The 17,715-nt window shown below is 65.4% G+C and carries 18 protein-coding genes; 9 read left to right on the top strand and 9 right to left on the bottom strand.

Features of this window, described 5'->3' with window-relative positions:
* The first annotated feature begins 10 nt into the window (after window positions 1–10).
* A complete protein-coding gene (locus tag AB0T83_RS14850) occupies window positions 11–790 on the top strand; it encodes an ABC transporter permease (RefSeq protein WP_366194001.1) in 780 nt (259 codons plus the stop codon).
* A gap of 247 nt (window positions 791–1,037) precedes the next feature.
* On the opposite strand, the gene AB0T83_RS14845 is transcribed toward AB0T83_RS14850, so the two are convergent.
* Both AB0T83_RS14845 and AB0T83_RS14840 read right to left on the bottom strand, forming a co-directional pair.
* Window positions 1,038–2,804: a PQQ-dependent methanol/ethanol family dehydrogenase gene (locus AB0T83_RS14845; RefSeq protein WP_366194000.1), complete on the bottom strand. Its 1,767-nt coding sequence runs from the start codon at window positions 2,802–2,804 to the stop codon at window positions 1,038–1,040.
* A gap of 280 nt (window positions 2,805–3,084) precedes the next feature.
* On the bottom strand, window positions 3,085–3,504 hold the full coding sequence (locus AB0T83_RS14840; RefSeq protein WP_366193999.1) for a c-type cytochrome: 420 nt from the start codon (window positions 3,502–3,504) through the stop codon (window positions 3,085–3,087).
* A 170-nt stretch (window positions 3,505–3,674) separates the two neighbouring features.
* On the opposite strand from AB0T83_RS14840, the gene AB0T83_RS14835 reads away from it, so the two are divergent.
* Both AB0T83_RS14835 and AB0T83_RS14830 read left to right on the top strand, forming a co-directional pair.
* Window positions 3,675–4,640 carry an ABC transporter substrate-binding protein gene (locus AB0T83_RS14835; RefSeq protein ID WP_366194036.1) on the top strand — a complete coding sequence of 322 codons (966 nt, stop codon included), beginning with the start codon at window positions 3,675–3,677 and terminating at the stop codon, window positions 4,638–4,640.
* Window positions 4,641–4,645: 5 nt separating this feature from the next.
* A complete protein-coding gene (locus AB0T83_RS14830; protein WP_366193998.1) occupies window positions 4,646–5,293 on the top strand; it encodes an ATP-binding cassette domain-containing protein in 648 nt (215 codons plus the stop codon).
* Window positions 5,294–5,330: 37 nt separating this feature from the next.
* Here AB0T83_RS14830 and AB0T83_RS14825 read toward each other — a convergent pair whose 3' ends face one another.
* The 5 genes from AB0T83_RS14825 to AB0T83_RS14805 all read right to left on the bottom strand — a co-directional run bounded on the left by AB0T83_RS14825 (window position 5,331) and on the right by AB0T83_RS14805 (window position 9,626).
* A complete protein-coding gene (locus tag AB0T83_RS14825; RefSeq protein WP_366193997.1) occupies window positions 5,331–6,137 on the bottom strand; it encodes an ABC transporter permease in 807 nt (268 codons plus the stop codon).
* Window positions 6,124–6,864, bottom strand: coding sequence for an ABC transporter ATP-binding protein (locus AB0T83_RS14820; protein ID WP_366193996.1), 741 nt, complete (start codon window positions 6,862–6,864; stop codon window positions 6,124–6,126). The genes AB0T83_RS14825 and AB0T83_RS14820 overlap by 14 nt, the downstream gene beginning before the upstream one ends.
* Window positions 6,861–7,304: a cupredoxin domain-containing protein gene (locus tag AB0T83_RS14815; RefSeq protein ID WP_366193995.1), complete on the bottom strand. Its 444-nt coding sequence runs from the start codon at window positions 7,302–7,304 to the stop codon at window positions 6,861–6,863. The genes AB0T83_RS14820 and AB0T83_RS14815 overlap by 4 nt, the downstream gene beginning before the upstream one ends.
* 52 nt (window positions 7,305–7,356) lie before the next feature.
* On the bottom strand, window positions 7,357–8,316 hold the full coding sequence (locus AB0T83_RS14810; RefSeq protein ID WP_366193994.1) for a YVTN family beta-propeller repeat protein: 960 nt from the start codon (window positions 8,314–8,316) through the stop codon (window positions 7,357–7,359).
* A gap of 143 nt (window positions 8,317–8,459) precedes the next feature.
* Window positions 8,460–9,626 carry an ABC transporter substrate-binding protein gene (locus AB0T83_RS14805; RefSeq protein WP_366193993.1) on the bottom strand — a complete coding sequence of 389 codons (1,167 nt, stop codon included), beginning with the start codon at window positions 9,624–9,626 and terminating at the stop codon, window positions 8,460–8,462.
* A 152-nt stretch (window positions 9,627–9,778) separates the two neighbouring features.
* On the opposite strand from AB0T83_RS14805, the gene pedF reads away from it, so the two are divergent.
* From pedF to AB0T83_RS14790, 3 genes are all read left to right on the top strand, one after another.
* Window positions 9,779–10,471, top strand: a complete 693-nt coding sequence (gene pedF / locus AB0T83_RS14800) for a cytochrome c-550 PedF (protein WP_366193992.1) — start codon at window positions 9,779–9,781, stop codon at window positions 10,469–10,471.
* Window positions 10,471–11,385 (top strand): substrate-binding periplasmic protein, encoded by a 915-nt coding sequence (locus AB0T83_RS14795; protein ID WP_366193991.1) that lies wholly within the window; start codon window positions 10,471–10,473, stop codon window positions 11,383–11,385. Before pedF ends, AB0T83_RS14795 begins: the two co-directional genes overlap by 1 nt.
* Before the next feature lie 98 nt (window positions 11,386–11,483).
* Window positions 11,484–12,998, top strand: a complete 1,515-nt coding sequence (locus AB0T83_RS14790; RefSeq protein ID WP_366193990.1) for a malonate--CoA ligase — start codon at window positions 11,484–11,486, stop codon at window positions 12,996–12,998.
* Window positions 12,999–13,019: 21 nt separating this feature from the next.
* On the opposite strand, the gene ocd is transcribed toward AB0T83_RS14790, so the two are convergent.
* Together ocd and rocF are read right to left on the bottom strand one after the other, a co-directional pair.
* Window positions 13,020–14,078 carry an ornithine cyclodeaminase gene (ocd, locus tag AB0T83_RS14785; protein WP_366193989.1) on the bottom strand — a complete coding sequence of 353 codons (1,059 nt, stop codon included), beginning with the start codon at window positions 14,076–14,078 and terminating at the stop codon, window positions 13,020–13,022.
* Window positions 14,079–14,092: 14 nt separating this feature from the next.
* Window positions 14,093–15,022, bottom strand: coding sequence for an arginase (gene rocF / locus AB0T83_RS14780; protein WP_366193988.1), 930 nt, complete (start codon window positions 15,020–15,022; stop codon window positions 14,093–14,095).
* Between the two features lie 127 nt (window positions 15,023–15,149).
* On the opposite strand from rocF, the gene AB0T83_RS14775 reads away from it, so the two are divergent.
* The 3 genes from AB0T83_RS14775 to AB0T83_RS14765 all read left to right on the top strand — a co-directional run bounded on the left by AB0T83_RS14775 (window position 15,150) and on the right by AB0T83_RS14765 (window position 17,700).
* Entirely contained in the window at window positions 15,150–15,578 is a 429-nt protein-coding gene (locus tag AB0T83_RS14775; RefSeq protein ID WP_366193987.1) for an Lrp/AsnC family transcriptional regulator, read from the top strand.
* Window positions 15,579–15,659: 81 nt separating this feature from the next.
* Entirely contained in the window at window positions 15,660–16,157 is a 498-nt protein-coding gene (locus AB0T83_RS14770) for a TRAP transporter small permease subunit (RefSeq protein WP_366193986.1), read from the top strand.
* On the top strand, window positions 16,147–17,700 hold the full coding sequence (locus AB0T83_RS14765; RefSeq protein ID WP_366193985.1) for a TRAP transporter large permease: 1,554 nt from the start codon (window positions 16,147–16,149) through the stop codon (window positions 17,698–17,700). Before AB0T83_RS14770 ends, AB0T83_RS14765 begins: the two co-directional genes overlap by 11 nt.
* Window positions 17,701–17,715: the final 15 nt, after the last annotated feature.

The raw sequence follows: 17,715 nt of genomic DNA, 5'->3' as shown, positions 1-17,715 counted from the left end.
GGAGGTTGCCATGACATCATCCCCCATCCGCCTGCCCAAAGGGGTCGAACCTGCCGTCTCGCTGGCCGGCCTGCTGCTGCTGTGGATCGTGGCCGCGCATCTGACCGACGATCCTTCGGTGCTGCCCGGCCCGCTTACGGTGCTGAAGATCGCCGCGCAGGAATTCGCGTCGGGCCAGCTTCAGTATCACGTGTTGGCCACCCTGGGCCGGGTGGCGGCGGCCTTTGCCTTGGCCATGGGGTTGGGCGGCGCGCTGGGGCTGGCGCTGGGAAGCTGGCCCGCGCTCGACCGCTGGATTTCGCCCTGGGTGACGGTGTTTCTGAACCTTCCGGCGCTGGTGGTGATCGTGCTGTGCTACCTGTGGCTCGGCCTGAACGAGCCCGCGGCCATCCTCGCAGTCGCAGTCAACAAGACCGCCATGGTGGCGGTGACCATCCGCGAAGGGGTGCGCAGCCTCGATCCGCAACTCGGCGCCATGGCCCGCCTGCACCGCATGTCACCGCTGGCGCGCTTTGCCCATGTGATCTGGCCGCAGCTCTGGCCCTATGTCGCGGCCAGCACCCGCAATGGTCTGGCAATGATCTGGAAGATCGTGCTGGTGGTGGAATTCCTTGGACGCTCCAACGGCGTCGGGTTCCAGATCCACCTGTTTTTCCAACTGTTCGAGACCGGCCATGTGCTGGCATATGCGCTCAGCTTCGTGGCGGTGATGCTGGCCCTGGAATACGGGCTGCTGCAACCGCTCGACCGCCGCAGCCGCCGCTGGCAGGCCGCAGCCACCGCAAGCTGATCGCGGGGCTTCCTGTCAGGGCCGCAGTCGACAGCCGCAACCCGTCCGACCTGCCACCCCCGGCACGGGAGGCACCGCCGTGGTGACACGCCCCCCGTTGCCCCACCACTTTTTCTTGGCAAAAGTACTCCCGCCGGAGGCAAGAAATCTCTTTCGCGCCGCGCCCCGCAATCCCCCCGGATAGAAAAACGCACCCCGGTCTCCCGGAGTGCGTCGCAGGGCCCTGGGCCCTTGGTCGTGGTGTGGCTCAGTTGGCCGCGGCCAGTTGCTTGGGCAGGCGGAAGGTCCACAGCATCCCGCCCTGGTTGAGGTAGTTGACCTTCGAGGCCACTTCCCCGCCCCACAGCGGCACGGCGCCGCCCCAGCCGGACATCACGGCGACATATTGCTCGCCATCCTGTTCCCAGGTGATGGGCTGGCCGACGATGCCGGACCCGGTCTGGAAGCTCCACAGGATCTCGCCGGTTTCGTCATCCAGCGCCAGGAACTCGCCCTCGGGGGTGCCGGTGAAGACAAGGCCGCCAGCGGTGGTCATGACCCCGCCCCAAAGCGGCGCGTCGTTCTTGTATTCCCAGACCCATTCGCCGGTGGCCGGATCGATCGCCTTCAGGCTGCCGATGTGATCTTCGTACATCGGCTTGATGGTGAAGCCCGACCCCAGATAGGCGGCGCCCTTCTTGTAGGAAATCGGCTCGTTCCAGATGTCCATGCCCCATTCGTTGGAAGGCACGTAGAACAGCCCGGTGTTCTGGCTGTAGGCCATCGGCATCCAGTTCTTGCCACCCAGGAAGCCCGGGGCCGAGAACACGGTCTGGCCTTTGTTGCCTTCGGCGGCGGCCGCCGGATCGCCGGGGCGGTTTTCTTCGACGAAGATCGGACGCCCGGTCTCGTCGATGCCCGATGCCCAGGTGATGTCCTTCACGAAGGGATGGGCATCGACAAAGCTGCCGTCCTCGCGGTTCAGAACGTAGAAGAACCCGTTGCGGTCGGCGGTACCAAAAAGCTTGTTGCCGTCGGCATCGGTATAGGCGACCACTTCGTTCACGCCGTCATAGTCCCAGCCTTCGCGCGGGGTGGTCTGGAAATGCCATTTGATCTCGCCGGTGGCCGGATCGATGCCAAGGCGGCTGGCGGCATACAGGTTGTCACCCTTGTTGCCTTCGACCGGGGTGCCGGCGTTGCGCAGGTGGCTGTTCCACGGTGCAGGGTTGCCGGTGCCGAAGATCAGCGTGTCGGTGTCGATGTCATACGAGCCGCCCAGCCAGGTCGCGCCGCCGCCAGTCTTCCACATGTCACCGGGCCAGGTGGCGTTCAGCGTGCCGGTCATGGTGGATTCTTCGCCGTTCAGCGTGCCCATGTGTCCTTCGATCACCGGGCGGGTCCAGACGACATCGCCGGTATCCGCGTCGCGGGCCTGAACCTCGCCGACAATCCCGAATTCACCGCCCGAGTTGCCGGTGATGACCAGCCCGTTCACGATCAGGGGGGCTGCGGTATAGGAATAGCCTTCCTTGTAGTTGGCGATCTTGTCGCGCCACACCACGTCACCGGTTTTCAGATCCAGCGCCACGAGGCGCGCATCCAGGGTGCCGAAGAAGATCTTGTCGCCATAGATGGCGCCGCCACGGTTGATCACGTCACAGCAAGGCAGGATGCCCTCGGGCAGACGCGCGTCATACTGCCAGACTTCCTTGCCGGTCTTCACGTCGATGGCATAAAGCCGCGAATACGAGCCGGTGATATACATGATCCCGTCATGCACCAGCGGCTGGGTTTCCTGGCCGCGCTGCTTTTCCCCGCCAAGGCTGAAGGCCCAGGCCGGCACCAGATTCGCGATGTTGTCCTTGTTCAGCGTCTCCAGCGGGCTGTAGCGCTGCAGGTGGCGGCCCATGCCGTTGGTCAGCACGCTGGTGGTGATGGTCTGGTCGTTGGCCAGATCGGCCTCGGTGACGCCGGCCTGGGCCGCGCCAGCAGCCAGAGTCGTCATGACTACGGTGGCAATAAATCGGTTCATGGGGGTCCTCCCTCGGGTTCCGGTGCAGATGGGCCGGTTCGGGCACATCCGTCAGACCGCAAGCCTACGTGCGGGGGCATTTCCTTCAACGCTGCTTAGGTCGTACGACTTTTACCCTGTTGACACCGGCCGCGCGTGCCAGGACGTGCCGATTCAGACCTGCGGACCCCGACCCGCTGAACCTGCTTCACACGCGCGACATGGCAAGGGGCGCTGCAGCGCCCCCTGTCGTTCTTTCGTACCGCCGGGCATGGCCGCAATGCTGCCTGCGCCGGACGGCTCAGTGCGACGTCTCGACGCTCAGGCTGTCCAGATAGGCCAGGATGAAGTCCTGCACCGTGCGATCCTCGATGCCCACATGGCGCATCCGGGTGCCGGGCATGAAGCCGTCGTTGTCTTCCATCCAGGCGCGCAGGGCCGCCGGGGTCCAGACGATGCCCGAGGCGACCAGCGCGTCGGAATAGTCGAAGTCGGGCCAGCTGCCCGCGGTGCGGCCGACGATGTTCTCCAGCGGCGGCCCGTAGGAGGCGTGCTCGACATCGACGGCGTGGCAGCGGCGGCATTCGGCGTCGAACAGGGCCGCCCCGGCGTCGACCTTGATCTGCTCATAGCGGGTTTCCGCCGCGGCGGGCAGGGCCAGCGCGCCGGCGCAGGCCAGCGTCAGGGCCAGCGGTGTCATCAATCGTTTGGTCTTGGACATTGGTATCTCCTGTGGATTGGGGAGGTTTCAGCTATCGTGCGTTCCACAGAGCCGATCTTGATCGGAGTCAAAACTACGACCATCTGGCAGTCGGTGCTTTGGTCGTATTTCTGACCGGCCCGATCGTGGTACCCTCGCGCAGACCTTTGGAGGAGGGAACGATGATCACGATGAAAACCCTGACCGGTGCCGCCCTCGGGCTGGCCCTGAGCGCCGTCGCGGCCTTGGCGGAAACACCGGTCCTGCGGGCCGCGGTTCTGGAATTCGGAACCGTCAACTGGGAGCTGGACACCATTAAGCACCACGGGTTTGACGCCGCCCACGGGTTCGACCTGCAGGTGCAGGGCCTGGCCGGGGGCGCGGCCGCCAAGGTCGCCTTCCAGGCCGGCGAGGCGGATGTGATCGTGTCGGACTGGCTCTGGGTGGCGCGGCAGCGCGCGGCGGGCAAGGACTATGTGTTCATTCCCTATTCCAAGGCCGTGGGCGGTATTCTGGTCAGCCAGGACAGCCCGGCCCAGACGATCGAGGATCTCAAGGGCACGAAGATCGGCATTGCCGGCGGGCCGCTCGACAAAAGCTGGCTGATCCTGCAGGCCTATGCGGCGCAGGAATACGGCATGGATCTGGCTGCCGAGACCGAACAGGTGTTCGGCGCGCCGCCGCTGATCTTCAAGACCGCGCTGCAGGGGCAGACCCAGGGCGCCATCAACTACTGGCACTTCATGGCCAAGATGGAGGCCGCCGGGATGCGGCGTCTGGTCGATGTTTCCGATGCCGCCGCCGCCCTTGGACTGGACCCGGAAACCCCGCTTCTGGGCTATGTGGTGACCGGCGCGCTGGTGGCCGAAAACCCAGAAATCGTTCAGGGACTTGCGGCGGCTTCGGGCGATGCCAAGGCGCTTCTGGCTAGCGACGATGCCGAATGGGATCGCCTGCGTCCGCGCATGAAAGCCACGTCAGACGTGCAATTCGAAGCCCTGAAAGCCGGTTTCCGCGCCGGTATCCCGGCTCCCGGCCCGGTGGATGAAGCTGCCGCCGACCGCATGCTGCGGCTGATGGCGGAATTGGGCGGCGAAGACCTGCTTGGCAGTGCCACGCAACTGCCTGACGGCGTGTTCCTGCAGCCCGGCTCCTGAGCCCGATGACCCGGCATTCCCGCGACATGGCCCTGGCCGCGCCGGATGCCGGGCGCCCGGTGCTGGATCTGTCGCTGCCGGGGCTGTCGCTCAACGGGACCGGGATTCTCGGCCCCGTGACCCTGTCGGTGGCCATGGGGGAAACGCTGGCAATCACCGGTCCCTCGGGCATCGGCAAGTCCACGCTGCTCAACCTTGTCGCCGGGCAGATCACTGCGCCGGACCAACGCCTGACCACGCGCGGCAGTATCGGCATGGTGTATCAAAGCCCGACCCTGCTGCCCTGGCGCAGCGCCTGCCACAACCTCACGCTGACTACGGGCCTGTCCCGCACGGCGGCGGCCAAGGCCCTGGCCGAGGTCGGGCTGGCCGGGAAGGATCGCCACTATCCCGGTCAGATGTCGCTGGGCCAACAGCGGCGGTTGTCACTGGCCCGCGCCTTTGCCCGCGCGCCGCAACTGCTGTTGCTGGATGAGCCCTTCGTCTCGCTGGACCCGGATCTGGCCGACGGCATGATGGCGCTGTTCGCCCGGATGCGCGCCGCACGTGGCAGCGCCGCCATCCTTGTCACCCATTCGCCGGTTGAGATTGACAGGCTGGCATCCCGTGTCCTGCGGCTGGACGGCAAACCCGCAACTCTGCGACCGGCCTGAAGCCCCCAATGTTCGAGGGGCTTGCCTGCGGCGGCGATCAGCCCTTGCGGCGGATCAACCCGCGGGCCGGGTCATAGCCCCGCAAGGCCAACCCCATGAAGGCAACGGCCGTGCCGATGGTGACCGCAAGGGCCAGCGGATTGAACTGCCCATAGAGGGCAAACCGGATCAACTCCACCGCGTAAGTAAATGGATTTGAGGCACAAATCGCATAAAGAACCTGCGAGCTTTCGGCCATCTTCCACAGCGGGTACAGGGCCGAGGACAGGAAGAACATCGGAAAGATGACGAAATTCATCACGCCCGCGAAATTCTCCAACTGCTTGATCAGACTCGACAGGGCCAGCCCCAGGCCGCCCAGCATCAGCCCCGCCACCAGAAGAGCGGGCAGAACCGCGATATATCCGGTCCAGCTCACCCGTACTCCGAAGGCCGCGGCAATGGCCAGAAACACCAGCGCCTGAAGCATCGAGATCAGGGTCGAGGCAAGGATCTTGCAGGTCAGCAGCCACCAGCGTGGCAGCGGCGAGGTCAGCAGCAAGCGCATCGCACCGGTTTCCCGATCGTAGACCAGGCTGAGCGAAGATTGCATCCCGTTGAATAGCAGGATCATCCCGCACAGCCCCGGCACGATGTAGGTCTCGTAGGTGATATAGGTCTGGTAGGGCGGGATGATCGACAGGCCCAGTGCGGCCCGGAACCCGGCGGCAAACACCACAAGCCAGACCAGTGGCCGCACCAGCGCCGCCAGGAACCGCTCGCGCTGGTGCACGAAGCGCAGCGCCTCGCGCGTGACGATGGCCACAAGGGCAATGCGCGCGGCGCGGGGATCAAATGGCAGCATGGGGCGCTCCGCCGGTCAGGTCAAGGAAAGCCTCGCGCAGTTGGCCATGCGGGGCAAAACCGGCGGCGGTGGTATCGGCCAGAATACGCCCCTGATGCAGCACCAGCAGCCGATCGTCGGGCAGCACTTCGTCGGTCAGATGGGTGGCCCACAGCACGGTGATGCCCTGTTCTGCGGCCAGCGCGTGCACATGGGTGGTGATATCGCCCCGCGTTGCGGCGTCCAGCCCGACCGTGGCTTCGTCCAGAAGCAGCACCCTGGGGTCGTGCAACAGGGCGCGGGCAATCTCGACCCGTCGCTTGTGGCCGCCGTTCAGGTCGCGCGCCCGCTCGTTGCCCCGGGCGCGCATCGCCAGCCGATCCAGCACCGCGTCGATGCGGCGGTCGCGGTCGCGGCCCGCGATGCCATGCAGCGCCGCGAAATAGGCCAGGTTGCGGCGCACGCTCAGGTCCGGATCCAGCGTGGTTTGCTGAAACACCACGCCCATGGTGGCCAGCGCCGCATTGGGCGCCCGCGACAGATCGTGACCCATGACCTCGATCCGCCCTTCGGGTGTGGTGAACAGCCGGGTCATTAGGCTGAACAGCGTCGATTTCCCCGCCCCGTTCGGCCCCAGCAGAGCGCAGAAGGCGCCCGGCGCCAGGTTGAAGGCAACCCCGTCCAGCGCCCGCTTGGCGCCATAGGAAAACCCAAGACCCTGTATGGAAAGAGCGGGTGCCGCCGTCACTTGATGGTGATCTCCAGCCGCTGTGTCTCGCCGGTGGATCCGGGGATCTTCAGGTAGTACCGGCCGGGCTTGATGGCGACAAAGCCGATCTCCATTTCCCCGGCCTCGTCAAACTCGATGCTGTCCAGACCCAGCGGGCGGATCTCCAGCCCTTCGACGACGATCTCGTCGATCCAAATCGCCCGGAAGAACTCCGGCCCCACCAGCGCCAGCTCCTGGCTGCCGTCGCCCTGGATCTCGAATTCGTAGTAGGTGCCCGAGGTCAACTCCCACGGCGCATCGGTCAGCGGCATCCCCGCCGACAGCTGGATGGGCGGCAGGTCCTGCTTGTTGCTGGCCGACAGGATGCCGGCAAGTCCGAACCCCTTGTCTTCATCGGCGACAGCCACCGAAGCGAAAGGCAGGGCGATCAGGGCCAAAGCGGCAATCCGCGTGTTCATGAAGTGATCCTCGTATCCTGGAAAACTGTGTCGGGCCCACGGCCCCCCGGTGTCAAGGGCGCAGCGCGGCGCCCCAGGGAAAGCGGCCCACCTTGATGGACTTGATCGCGGTGCGTTTGGCCACCTCCACCACGGTCACATCGCCCGACACGCCGTTGGTGGTGAACAGCAGATTCTTGTCGGGCGAGAACGCCATGTGCCAGACCCGGCGCCCGACGAGGATGTAATCCTCGACCTCGTAGGTATCGGCGTTGACCACCGCCAGATGGTTGGATGGTCCAAGCGCCACGAAGGCATGGGTGTCGCCTTGGGTAAACTCGAATCCCACGGGCTGAACCCGGTCGGGATGGATGCCGTCCACCTCGAAAGAAATCTTCGCGATCTCGGACTGTGTCGCGGTATCGAACACGGTGATGGTGCCGCCGATCTCGGAACTGACCCACAACTCACGCCCGTCCTTGACGAACTCCGCGTGTCGAGGCCGGGAATCCACAAGCGTATTGGCAAACAACTGCTGCGTTTCGGTGTCGATCCAATGCGCCATGTTGGTGGTTTCAGACGTGGTGATGGCCACCTTGCCATCGGGGCTGACCGCCATGCCCTCGGGCTCGATGCCGACGTCGATCTGCGCCACAACCCGGCGCGTTTCGGTATCCACCACGGTGGTGATCGCGTCATCCTCATTGGCAATGTAGAGATGGCGGTCGTCGGGATGCAGAACAAACTGTTCGGGATCTTCGCCCGACGGCAGATCGTGCAGGATCTCGCCCGAGACAGGATCCATCACCTGAACAGTATCGCTGTCCGACGCACAGATATAGACCCGGCTGAAGTCCCTGGAAAAGGTGATCCCGCGTGGCCGCTCCCCGGTTGGCAATGTGCGGATCACCTCAAGCGTCTCCACGTCGATGACGCTGATGGTGTCGTCTTTTTCATTGGTCACCCAGATCTCCGCAGCGCTGGTGGGCAGAGTGACCATGGCAATCAGAGCGGCAATTCGCAAAGGGGTCATTTTCGGTCCTTTTCGACGAGGGGCAGCGTGGGGGTTTGCCACCCCCACACCCCTGGCGAGTACTTCAGAACAAGAAAAAGAAGGGGAGACTTTTTTCTTGGTGAAATACTCCGGGGGCGCGGGGGCTGGCCCCCGCTGGGGGTTCAGGCCGCATAGGCGGCACAGCCGGCTTCCGGGGCATCCAGCCCCAGCGTGTCCAGCTCGGTACGCGGATGCAGAAACCCCTCCAGTGGCGCCTGGGTGACCAGCGCGCGGGGCTGCGTCAGCGGAATGGGTTGGCGCAATTGCCCGTTCCAGGCGCGATACGTCAGGGGGCGGCCCTTGAACCCGGCCAGTTCAAAGTCGCCGGACATCAGAAATCCGTGCAGGGAAGGCGCGTCGCCGGCTGCGCCGCGTGTCACCGCCTCACCGATACTGCGCAGCGCGGCCCAGGCGGCATAGTCCTGCGGATACATCTGGCGGCCGGTCATCTCGTGGAAACGCGATTGTAGCTGCGCCGCGCCCCATTGTTCGACCACCGGTGCCCAGGCCGCTGCAGTCAGCCCTTCCGAACCAACGACAGGGCGCGGCAACCAGGTGTTGTAGGCGATGTAGCGCCCGAAATCTCCGGTTTCATCGGCCACCAGCAGGGCATCATATTTGCCCAGATCCTGGGTGAAGAGCGGTACTTCCTGGGCCGCGTGGCGGCGCATGTCGGCGTCGAAGGCCCATGTTTTCCGGGCGCCGATTTTCAGGCCGAATTTCCTGGCCGAACGCTCCAGTGCCGCCGCGAAGGCCTTGTCTGCAGGATAGCTGCCCTCGATCATCGCCAGCCTGGTCCAGCGCCGCTGGGCGAGGAACTGCGCCAGCGCGTCGGTGCGCATGGCCAGCGACGGCGCGCTGTGCAGAATGTTGGCGCGGCAGTTCTGGCCGCGCAGGTCGGTGTCTTCGGCAGAGGTGTTGAAGATCAGCGCCCGGGCCGCCTCGGGCAGATCGGCGATGGCCAGCAGCACCTCTGCCGGCGCATCCAGAACCAGCAGGTCCGTGCTGGACAGGGCCCGACGCGCCGCAGCCAGGGGATCTTCGCCCAGGGCAACCGACACCGTGTCAAGCGTGTAGGCATGGCCCAGGAACCGGCCGGTTGTGGCATTGTCCCGAACGGCCAGTTGCGCGCCCGCGAGGCCAAGGTCGGCGGGTTCCGGGTCAAGGTTGGACAGCACCGGCGGTCGCGGCGTTTCCACGTGCAGGTAGGTGACATCGATGCGGGTCTCGCCGATCGCGGCCCAGGGCAACAGGACCAGCGACAGCACCATGGCAGCAAGTGGTTTCATGCAATCATCTCCTCCGCGTCCAAGGATACGGATCGCCCCGATGTCAGCCATACGACCATGGTCGAGGGGCCAACCAAGGTCGAATACCGCGACTGCTGCTGTCTGCGTACAACGGCTCTCGATGGCATGGATTGCCCTGAGGAGGACCCGACATGACCCTGATCCGTCCCGCGCTGACCGCCCTGACCCTGGCCATGGCCCCGAGCCTGGCCCTTGCCCATGGCGATGTCGCCCCGCAACCGGTGAACACCGATGTCCTGCCCGATGTGGGCGAGGAATGGCTGACCGAGAACCCCTACCGTGTGGAAGAAGTGGGCGAGGAGATCTGGAGCGAAGCCGTCAAGATCGGCGCCTCCGGCTACAACCAGAACTGCGCCCGGTGCCATGGGCTGGAAGTGATCTCGGGTGGGCTCGCCCCCGACCTGCGCTTCCTGGAGGCCGAGGAATTCGGCGACGAGTGGTATGTTGAGCGCTTCCAGTTCGGCTACACCCAGAATGGCACCACCAAGATGCCGGCCTTCGGCGAATTGCTGGGCCAGAAAGCCGCCTGGGCGATCCGCACCTTCATCGAGACCCGCCCCGATGACGAGGCCGTCGCCGAACGGTCCGACGAGTTGAAGGAAATCCGGGATCTTCTGGCCACCGCCGCAAGCGGAGCGGCCGAGGTCGATACCGCTGCAACCGCCGACCGGCTGATGGAGATCGCCAACGAGATCGAGACTCTCTCGGGGGCGCCGGTGGCCGACAGCGTGGCCTTGCGCGCGGCGCTGGTGCTGAACCTGGATAGCGGCAATCTGGATCAGGCGGCCGAGATCCTGACGGTCGGCCTGTCTGTCGCGCATTGATGCGGCGGGGATTCACGATCCCCCTGGGCGGCGTCCTGCTGGCGCTGGCCCTGTCGGCGGCTCCCGGATGGGCCGCCGATCCTTGTGCCGACTGGGTGCCGCAGGCCAAGCCGCAGAATGCCTCGCGCGATATCGTCGGACAGGATCTGGACCAGATCCATGAACAAGGGTTCGTGACCTTCGCGCTGTACGAAGATTATCCGCCCTATTCCTGGCAAGACGGCAGCACGGCGCGCGGGGTCGATGTGGAAATCGCCCGCCTGATCGCCGAGTATATCGGCGTCGCGCCGCGGTTCCACTTCGTGGCGGCGGGCGAAAACCTGGAAGCCGACCTGCGCCACAACATCTGGAAGGGCCCGATTGTCGGCGGCGCGGTGTCCAACGTGATGATGCGCATCCCCTATGACAGCGCCTTCAAATGCCGGGTCGAGCAGGTGGTCTTCACCGGTCAATACGCCGGCGAAGCGCTGGCCATCGCCTATGCCACCGCCGCCTATCCCGACCCCGACGACCGTCCGACCCCGGCCTATTTCCGCTTCGACACGGTGGGGGTCGAGAACGACTCGATCGCGGATTTCTATCTGACCAGTTTCGCCGGTGGCCAGATGGCCGCAAACATCCACCGCTTCCCGGATGTGGCCGAGGCCATGGCGGCCTTGGCGGCGGGCGAAGTCATGGCGGTGATGGGCCCGCGCGGTCAGTTGGAGCACGGGTTGACCCCGGCCACAGCCCTGCACCAGCCGCCCTTGCCGGGCCTGGCGGTGGGGGACTGGACGCTGGGCGTGGGGGTGCATTTCCGCTATCGCCCGCTGTCCTACATGGTCGACGACGCCATTCTGGATGCCCTGCAATCGGGGCGCATTGCCCAGATATATGCCGACCACAGCCTGACCCATCTGGCGCCCGAGCGATAAGGGAACGCCTGCGGGCGCGTCTCTTTTGCGTCTGGATGGGGCGGACGCGCTTGCCTAAGACGGACCAGCAAGGATCGCAGTGACCGGGGGCCGGGGCCATGGCAAACCATCTGTACGACGCGCTGTTCGGCGTTCATCGGGGCAATCGCAAGCCGTTTCTGATCCTGCCCGACGGGACCGAGATCACCTATGACGCCTTCCTGCGGCAGGCGGCGCGGTTTGCCCATGCGCTTGCGGCCTGCGGTGTGCAGACCGGTGATCGGGTGGCGGTGCAGGTGGACAAATGCCCCGAGATGATCGCGCTGTTTGCCGCCTGCGCCCAAAGCGGCGCGGTGTTTCTGCCGCTCAACACCGCCTATACCCCGGCTGAGGTTTCCTATTTCGTCGAGAACTCCGAGGCAAAGCTGTTTGTCTGCGCTCCTGAGAAGGCTGACGATCTGGCCCCGGTCGCGTTGGCCTGCGGTGCGCGGCTGGAAACGCTGGCCCACGGGCGGGGCAGTCTGACGGATCTGGCCGCCACCCAACCCGAGACTTTCGAGACGGTGGCGCGCGGTCCCGATGATCTGGCCGGGTTTCTGTATACCTCGGGCACCACCGGGCGCAGCAAGGGGGCGATGCTGACGCAGGACAACCTGCTGTCGAATGCCCGGACCCTTGTGGACGTCTGGCGCTTCTCAAGCGACGACGTGCTGTTGCACGCGCTGCCGATCTTTCACACCCATGGGCTGTTCGTGGCCACCAATGTGATCCTGCTGGCCGGGGGATCGATGATCTTCCTGCCGAAGCTGGACGTGGATCAACTGATCGACTGGATGCCGAAAGCAACTACGCTGATGGGGGTGCCGACGTTCTACACAAGGCTCCTGGATGATGCCCGTTTCACGGGGGATCTCGCGGCGCATATGCGGCTGTTCATCTCGGGCTCGGCCCCGCTTCTGGCCGCCACCCACGAGGCGTTCGAGGCCCGCACCGGCCATCGCATCCTGGAACGCTATGGCATGACCGAGACCAATATGAACACCTCGAACCCCTATGATGGCAACCGCCGCGCCGGAACCGTGGGTCAGGCGCTGCCGGGGGTCGAGGTGAAGGTCTGCGATCCCGAGACCGGGCAAGCGTTGCCGGTGGGCGAGATCGGCGTGGTCCAGGTGCGCGGGCCGAATGTGTTCAAGGGCTACTGGCGGATGCCGGAAAAGACCGCCGAGGAACTGCGCGCGGACGGCTTCTTCATCACCGGCGATCTGGGCCGGTTGGACGCAGACGGCTATCTGACTATCGTCGGACGCAACAAGGATCTGATCATTTCGGGCGGTTACAACATCTATCCCAAAGAGATCGAATTGCTGCTGGATGCCGCCCCCGGCGTGATGGAAAGCGCGGTGATCGGCGCCCCGCACCCGGATTTCGGTGAAAGCGTGGTGGCGGTTCTGGTGCCCGAGGCCGGGGCGACGCCCGATCTGGCGGCCATCGCCGCGGCGTTGGACGGACAGTTGGCGCGGTTCAAGCAGCCGCGCCGGATGGTGGTGGTCGACGCCCTGCCGCGCAACACCATGGGTAAGGTTCAAAAGAACGTGTTGCGAGAGACTTACAAGGCGATCTTTACGCAGGCATGACGTCTGGCCCCGGTCCCGGTCTCAGGGCCGGGCGCGCTGCACCATGCCGAACAGGTCGCGGGGATCGTCGGGGTCGGCCAGAAGATCCAGTTCGATGTACTCGCCGGGGTCGCTCAACTGGTTGCGCAGATAGCGCAGGGCCGAGAAATCCTCGATCGCGAAACCGACGCTGTCGAACAGCGTGATCTGCCGCGCGTCCCGGCGGCCCTCGGCCTGCCCGGTGATGACCTTCCACAGCTCGGTGACCGGGTGGTCGGGGTCCAGCGCCTGGATCTCGCCCTCGATCCGGGTCTGGGGCGCGTATTCGACGAAAATATCTGACCGCAGCAGGATATCGCGATGCAATTCGGTCTTGCCGGGGCAATCGCCACCGATGCCGTTGATGTGCACCCCGGCCCCGACCATGTTGTCGGTCAGCACGGTGGCATTCTGCTTGTCGGCGGTGCAGGTGGTGATGATCTGGGCACCGGTGATCGCCTCTTCCGCGCTGGCGCAGGCCACGACTGTAAGGCCCGATCCGGCCAGATTGCGGACTGCCTTGGCGGTGGCCGCCGGGTCGAGATCATACAGCCGCACGGTGTCGATCCCCAAAACCTTCTGGAAGGCCAGCGCCTGAAACTCGCATTGCGCGCCATTGCCAATCATCGCCATGGTGGTGGCGCCTTGGGGGGCCAGGTGTTTCGCCGCCAGCGCCGAGGTCGCGGCGGTGCGCAGCGCGGTCAGCACCGTCATCTCGGTCAGCAGCACCGGATAACCGTTTTCGACCCGTGACAGCACGCCGAAGGCGGTTACGGTCTGATAGCCGCGCGCCATGTTGGCCGGGTGGCCGTTGACGTATTTGAAGCCGTAGATTTCGCCGTCCGAGGTTGGCATCAACTCGATCACCCCGTCGCGGCTGTGGGCCGGGATGCGGGGGGTCTTGTCGAACTGCTCCCAGCGGCGGAAGTCGTCCTCGAGATAGGCGGCGATGCCGGCGATCATCTGCGCCGGGCCGATGCGGTTCACGATCTTCAGCATGTTGGCGACGCTGACGAAAGGCACCATGGCCAGATGCGAGGGTTGGGGCGTGAGAGCATTCATGCGGGGTCTCCGGTTCAGGCGGCACTGCGGGTTTGACGGTCCAGCACCTTGCGGCCCAGAAGCGAGGCGCAGAGGTCCACCATCAGCAGGGCAGTGCGGCCTCGGTCGTCGAGAAACGGGTTCAGTTCCACAAGATCGAGCGAGGTCACGAGGCCGCTTTCATGCAGCAGTTCCATGATCAGATGGGCCTCGCGGAAGGTGGCACCGCCGGGCACCGTAGTGCCCACGGCAGGGGCGATGGCCGGATCTAGAAAATCCACATCAAGGCTGACATGCAAGGCGCCGCCCGCCTGTTTCACCCGGTCCAAAAACGCCAGCAGCGGCGCGCTGACCCCGCGTTCGTCCAGCGCGCGCATGTCGTGCACCGCCATGCCCGATCCGTGCAGCCGGGCCTGCTCGGCCGGATCGACCGACCGCAGACCCATGAAGCACACATGCGCCTCGGGCACCGGGGCGGTGATGGGAGGGAAGACATCCTCGAACCCCGGATCGCCGATCAGATAGCGCAGGGGCGTGCCGTGCAGGTTGCCCGAGCGGGTGCTGGCCAGTGTGTGCAGGTCGGGATGCGCGTCCAGCCACAGCACGAATTGCGGCTGGCCACGTTCGGCAGACCGGCGTGCCACGCCGGGCACGGTGCCCGCCGACAACGCATGGTTGCCGCCCAGAAAGATCGGCATGTCGCAGGCGGCGGCCTCATAGGCGGCCTGTTCCAGCACCGGCACCCAACCGGCAATCTCGGGCAGGTTCTTCAGCGCGGCGTTGGGATGGGACGCGGGCCGGGGTGCCGCCGAGAGGTTGCCGCGATCCTCGACCAGATGGCCAAGGTCGCGCAACTGCTCGGCCAGCCCGGCGGTGCGATAGGCGTCTGGGCCCATCACGCATCCGCGCTGCACCGCGCCTTCATCTACCGGGGCGCCAATCAGGCAACAGGTTTTTCGGGTCATGGGTCAACTCGCAGGAAGTGTCGCCCCATATTGACCCGCCGGGGTGGTGTGCGTTTAGATCGAAAGGTGATCGAATTGCGATGGAGATCCAGCAAATTGTTCAGCTTGGCATGCAAAGTGGTCGGTCGTGAGTGAGTTGGACGCCCTTGACAAGGCGCTGATCGGACAGCTTCGGCTGGACGGGCGCGCCTCGATCACCGCGCTGGCGGCTGCACTGGGCGTGACGCGCGGCACCGTGCAGACCCATCTGGACCGGCTGCAGCGCCGGGGTGTGATCCAGCGCTTTACCGTTGATCTGGCCGACACCAGTGCCGAGGATCTGATCCGCGCCATCATGATGATCGAGGTTCAGGGCAATCTGGCCCGGCAGGTGACGGTGCGGCTGCGGCGGCTGAAACAGGTGGGGCAGTTGCACTCCACCAACGGTGCGTGGGACTTCGTGGCGCAGCTTGAAGCCACCAGCCTTGAGGACTTTGATCGGGTCCTGTGCGAGATCCGCGAAATCCCCGGCATCCTGAACAGCGAAACCTGCCTGTTGCTGAGCCGCGCCTTCTAGAACCGGGCCGCAGGCATGCTGCAAAGCGGTTTGCGTCGGCACTGGAAATCGGGCATGGCTCGGCCCGAAAGGGGCCCTGTTGTGAACCAGTTGGTCGATGTCTTGAACCGTGGCCTTCTGGCCCTTTGCACCGGGCTTTTCGCCGTGATGTTCGCCGGGCAGGTGACGATCGTGCTGCTGCGCTATGTGCTGGGCGTCGGGTTTCTGGAGCTGCAGGACGCGGTCAGCTATGCCTTCGCCTGCCTCGTGGTGCTGACCATCCCGCTGGCCATGCGCGCGGGCCGTCACGTGCGTGTCGATGTGTTGCGCGAACGGATGCCGCCGCGCTGGCAGGCCGGCGTGGATCGTGCCGGGCATCTGCTGTTGACCTTGCCGGTGTTTGCCTTGCTGCTGGTCAACGCGTGGCCTCTGGTCGCCGCGTCCTGGGCGATCCACGAAGGCTCGCGCGAGACCGGAGGGCTGGCAGGATTGTTCCTGGTAAAGTCCACCGTGGTGGTGCTGTGTCTGCTGGTCATCCTGATCGCACTGGCCGATCTGGTGCCGCTGCTGCGGCGGCGGAGGGCCGAACATGGAAGCTGAAACCCTGTGGGTGCTGTTTCTGGCCGGATCGCTTCTGGCCGCGTTGCTGTCCGGGGTGCCGGTGCTGTTCGTGATCGCGGGGGTGCCGACCCTGATCGCGCTGATCGCCGCCCTGTTCGGCGCGTTCGAGCCGGTCTATTTCCAGGCAGTGCCGCAGCGGATCTTCGGCATCATGGAAAACCGCCTGCTGCTGGCGGTGCCGCTGTTCGTGCTGGTCGGCGTGATGCTGGACCGCTCAAAGCAGGCCGAGCGGATGCTCAACAACATCACCCGCGCCGTGGGCGGATCGCGCACCGGGCTGGCCCTGTCGGTGATCCTTGTCTCGGCCCTGATCGCGGCCTCGACCGGGATCATCGGGGCCACAATCGTCATGCTGGGCACCATCACCCTGCCCAGCATGCTGCGCGCCGGGATCGACGCGCGCACCTCCAGCGGGCTGATCTGCGCCTGCGGCACGCTGGGCCAGATCATCCCGCCGTCCATTGTGCTGATCCTGCTGGGGGATCAGGTGTCCAACGCCTATATCGAGGCGCAGCAGATCGCCGGGAATTTTGCCCCCGATCCGGTAACGGTGGGCGACCTGTTCGCGGGTGCCCTGCTGCCAGGGCTGCTGCTGGTGGTGCTTTATGCGCTATACGCTGTGGTCCGCTTGCGCGGCGGGCCTGCGCCTGCGCCCAAGGCGCCCGCGCCTGAACCGATGGCCTTGTCCGAACTGCTTCTGGGCACGCTGCCGACGCTGGCACTGATCGTGGCGGTTCTGGGATCGATCCTGATGGGCGTCGCCACGCCCACCGAGGCCGCGGGGGTGGGCGTGGCCGGAACCCTGCTGATCGCGCTGGCCCAGACCGGACGCCGCCATGCGTGGCTGGCCGGGGCGCTGGCCGGGCTGACCTGCCTGTTGCTGCTGGCCTCGGCGGCAGGGATCCGGGCCGAATTCGGCGCGGGCGCGCTGATGATCGGGCCGCATACCCTGTTGTTGGGTGGGTTGGTGGCGCTGCTGGGGCTGGGGTTGCTTTATGCCTGCGCGGTGCTGCTGCGCGCCGGGGTCCTCGGCCCGGCCATTGTCGAGACACTGATCGTCTCAGGCATGATATTCGGGATCATCATCGCTGCGTCGATCCTGTCACTGGTGTTTCGCGGTTTCGGTGGCGACGAGATGGTGGCTGACCTGCTGCAGGGTCTGCCCGGTGGCACCTGGGGGATGCTGGCGCTGACCATGCTGGTGATCTTCCTGCTGGGGTTCCTTCTGGAATTCGTCGAGATCATCTTCATCGTCATTCCCATCGTCGGGCCGATCCTGCTGCAACAGGACATCAGCCCGGTGTGGTTCGCTGTGCTGGTGGCGATGAACCTGCAAACCAGCTTCCTGACGCCGCCTTTCGGCTTCGCGCTGTTCTATTATCGCTCGGTCGCGCCCCCGCAGATCCGCACCGCCGCGATCTATCACGCGATCGTGCCCTTCGTGGCGATCCAGATTGCCGCAATCGGACTTTTGGCGCTGTTTCCGGGCTTGGCGACATGGCTGCCCGGAGTATTGTTCTGACCAAATCCAACCACA

It is taken from the genome of Meridianimarinicoccus marinus (assembly GCF_040689105.1).
Classification (GTDB): domain Bacteria; phylum Pseudomonadota; class Alphaproteobacteria; order Rhodobacterales; family Rhodobacteraceae; genus Meridianimarinicoccus; species Meridianimarinicoccus marinus.
The sequence above is the reverse complement of the archived record's forward strand: the minus strand, read 5'-3'. Positions and strand labels throughout refer to the sequence as shown.

Excerpts from the sequence above, each read along its gene's own strand:
- AB0T83_RS14850 (WP_366194001.1), top strand. The coding sequence starts at position 11 with ATGACATCATCCCCCATCCGCCTGCCCAAAGGGGTCGAACCTGCCGTC.
- AB0T83_RS14845 (WP_366194000.1), bottom strand. The coding sequence starts at position 2,804 with ATGAACCGATTTATTGCCACCGTAGTCATGACGACTCTGGCTGCTGGC.
- AB0T83_RS14840 (WP_366193999.1), bottom strand. The coding sequence starts at position 3,504 with ATGTCCAAGACCAAACGATTGATGACACCGCTGGCCCTGACGCTGGCC.
- AB0T83_RS14835 (WP_366194036.1), top strand. The coding sequence starts at position 3,675 with ATGAAAACCCTGACCGGTGCCGCCCTCGGGCTGGCCCTGAGCGCCGTC.
- AB0T83_RS14830 (WP_366193998.1), top strand. The coding sequence starts at position 4,646 with ATGACCCGGCATTCCCGCGACATGGCCCTGGCCGCGCCGGATGCCGGG.
- AB0T83_RS14825 (WP_366193997.1), bottom strand. The coding sequence starts at position 6,137 with ATGCTGCCATTTGATCCCCGCGCCGCGCGCATTGCCCTTGTGGCCATC.
- AB0T83_RS14815 (WP_366193995.1), bottom strand. The coding sequence starts at position 7,304 with ATGAACACGCGGATTGCCGCTTTGGCCCTGATCGCCCTGCCTTTCGCT.
- AB0T83_RS14810 (WP_366193994.1), bottom strand. The coding sequence starts at position 8,316 with ATGACCCCTTTGCGAATTGCCGCTCTGATTGCCATGGTCACTCTGCCC.
- AB0T83_RS14805 (WP_366193993.1), bottom strand. The coding sequence starts at position 9,626 with ATGAAACCACTTGCTGCCATGGTGCTGTCGCTGGTCCTGTTGCCCTGG.
- pedF (WP_366193992.1), top strand. The coding sequence starts at position 9,779 with ATGACCCTGATCCGTCCCGCGCTGACCGCCCTGACCCTGGCCATGGCC.
- AB0T83_RS14795 (WP_366193991.1), top strand. The coding sequence starts at position 10,471 with ATGCGGCGGGGATTCACGATCCCCCTGGGCGGCGTCCTGCTGGCGCTG.
- AB0T83_RS14790 (WP_366193990.1), top strand. The coding sequence starts at position 11,484 with ATGGCAAACCATCTGTACGACGCGCTGTTCGGCGTTCATCGGGGCAAT.
- ocd (WP_366193989.1), bottom strand. The coding sequence starts at position 14,078 with ATGAATGCTCTCACGCCCCAACCCTCGCATCTGGCCATGGTGCCTTTC.
- rocF (WP_366193988.1), bottom strand. The coding sequence starts at position 15,022 with ATGACCCGAAAAACCTGTTGCCTGATTGGCGCCCCGGTAGATGAAGGC.
- AB0T83_RS14765 (WP_366193985.1), top strand. The coding sequence starts at position 16,147 with ATGGAAGCTGAAACCCTGTGGGTGCTGTTTCTGGCCGGATCGCTTCTG.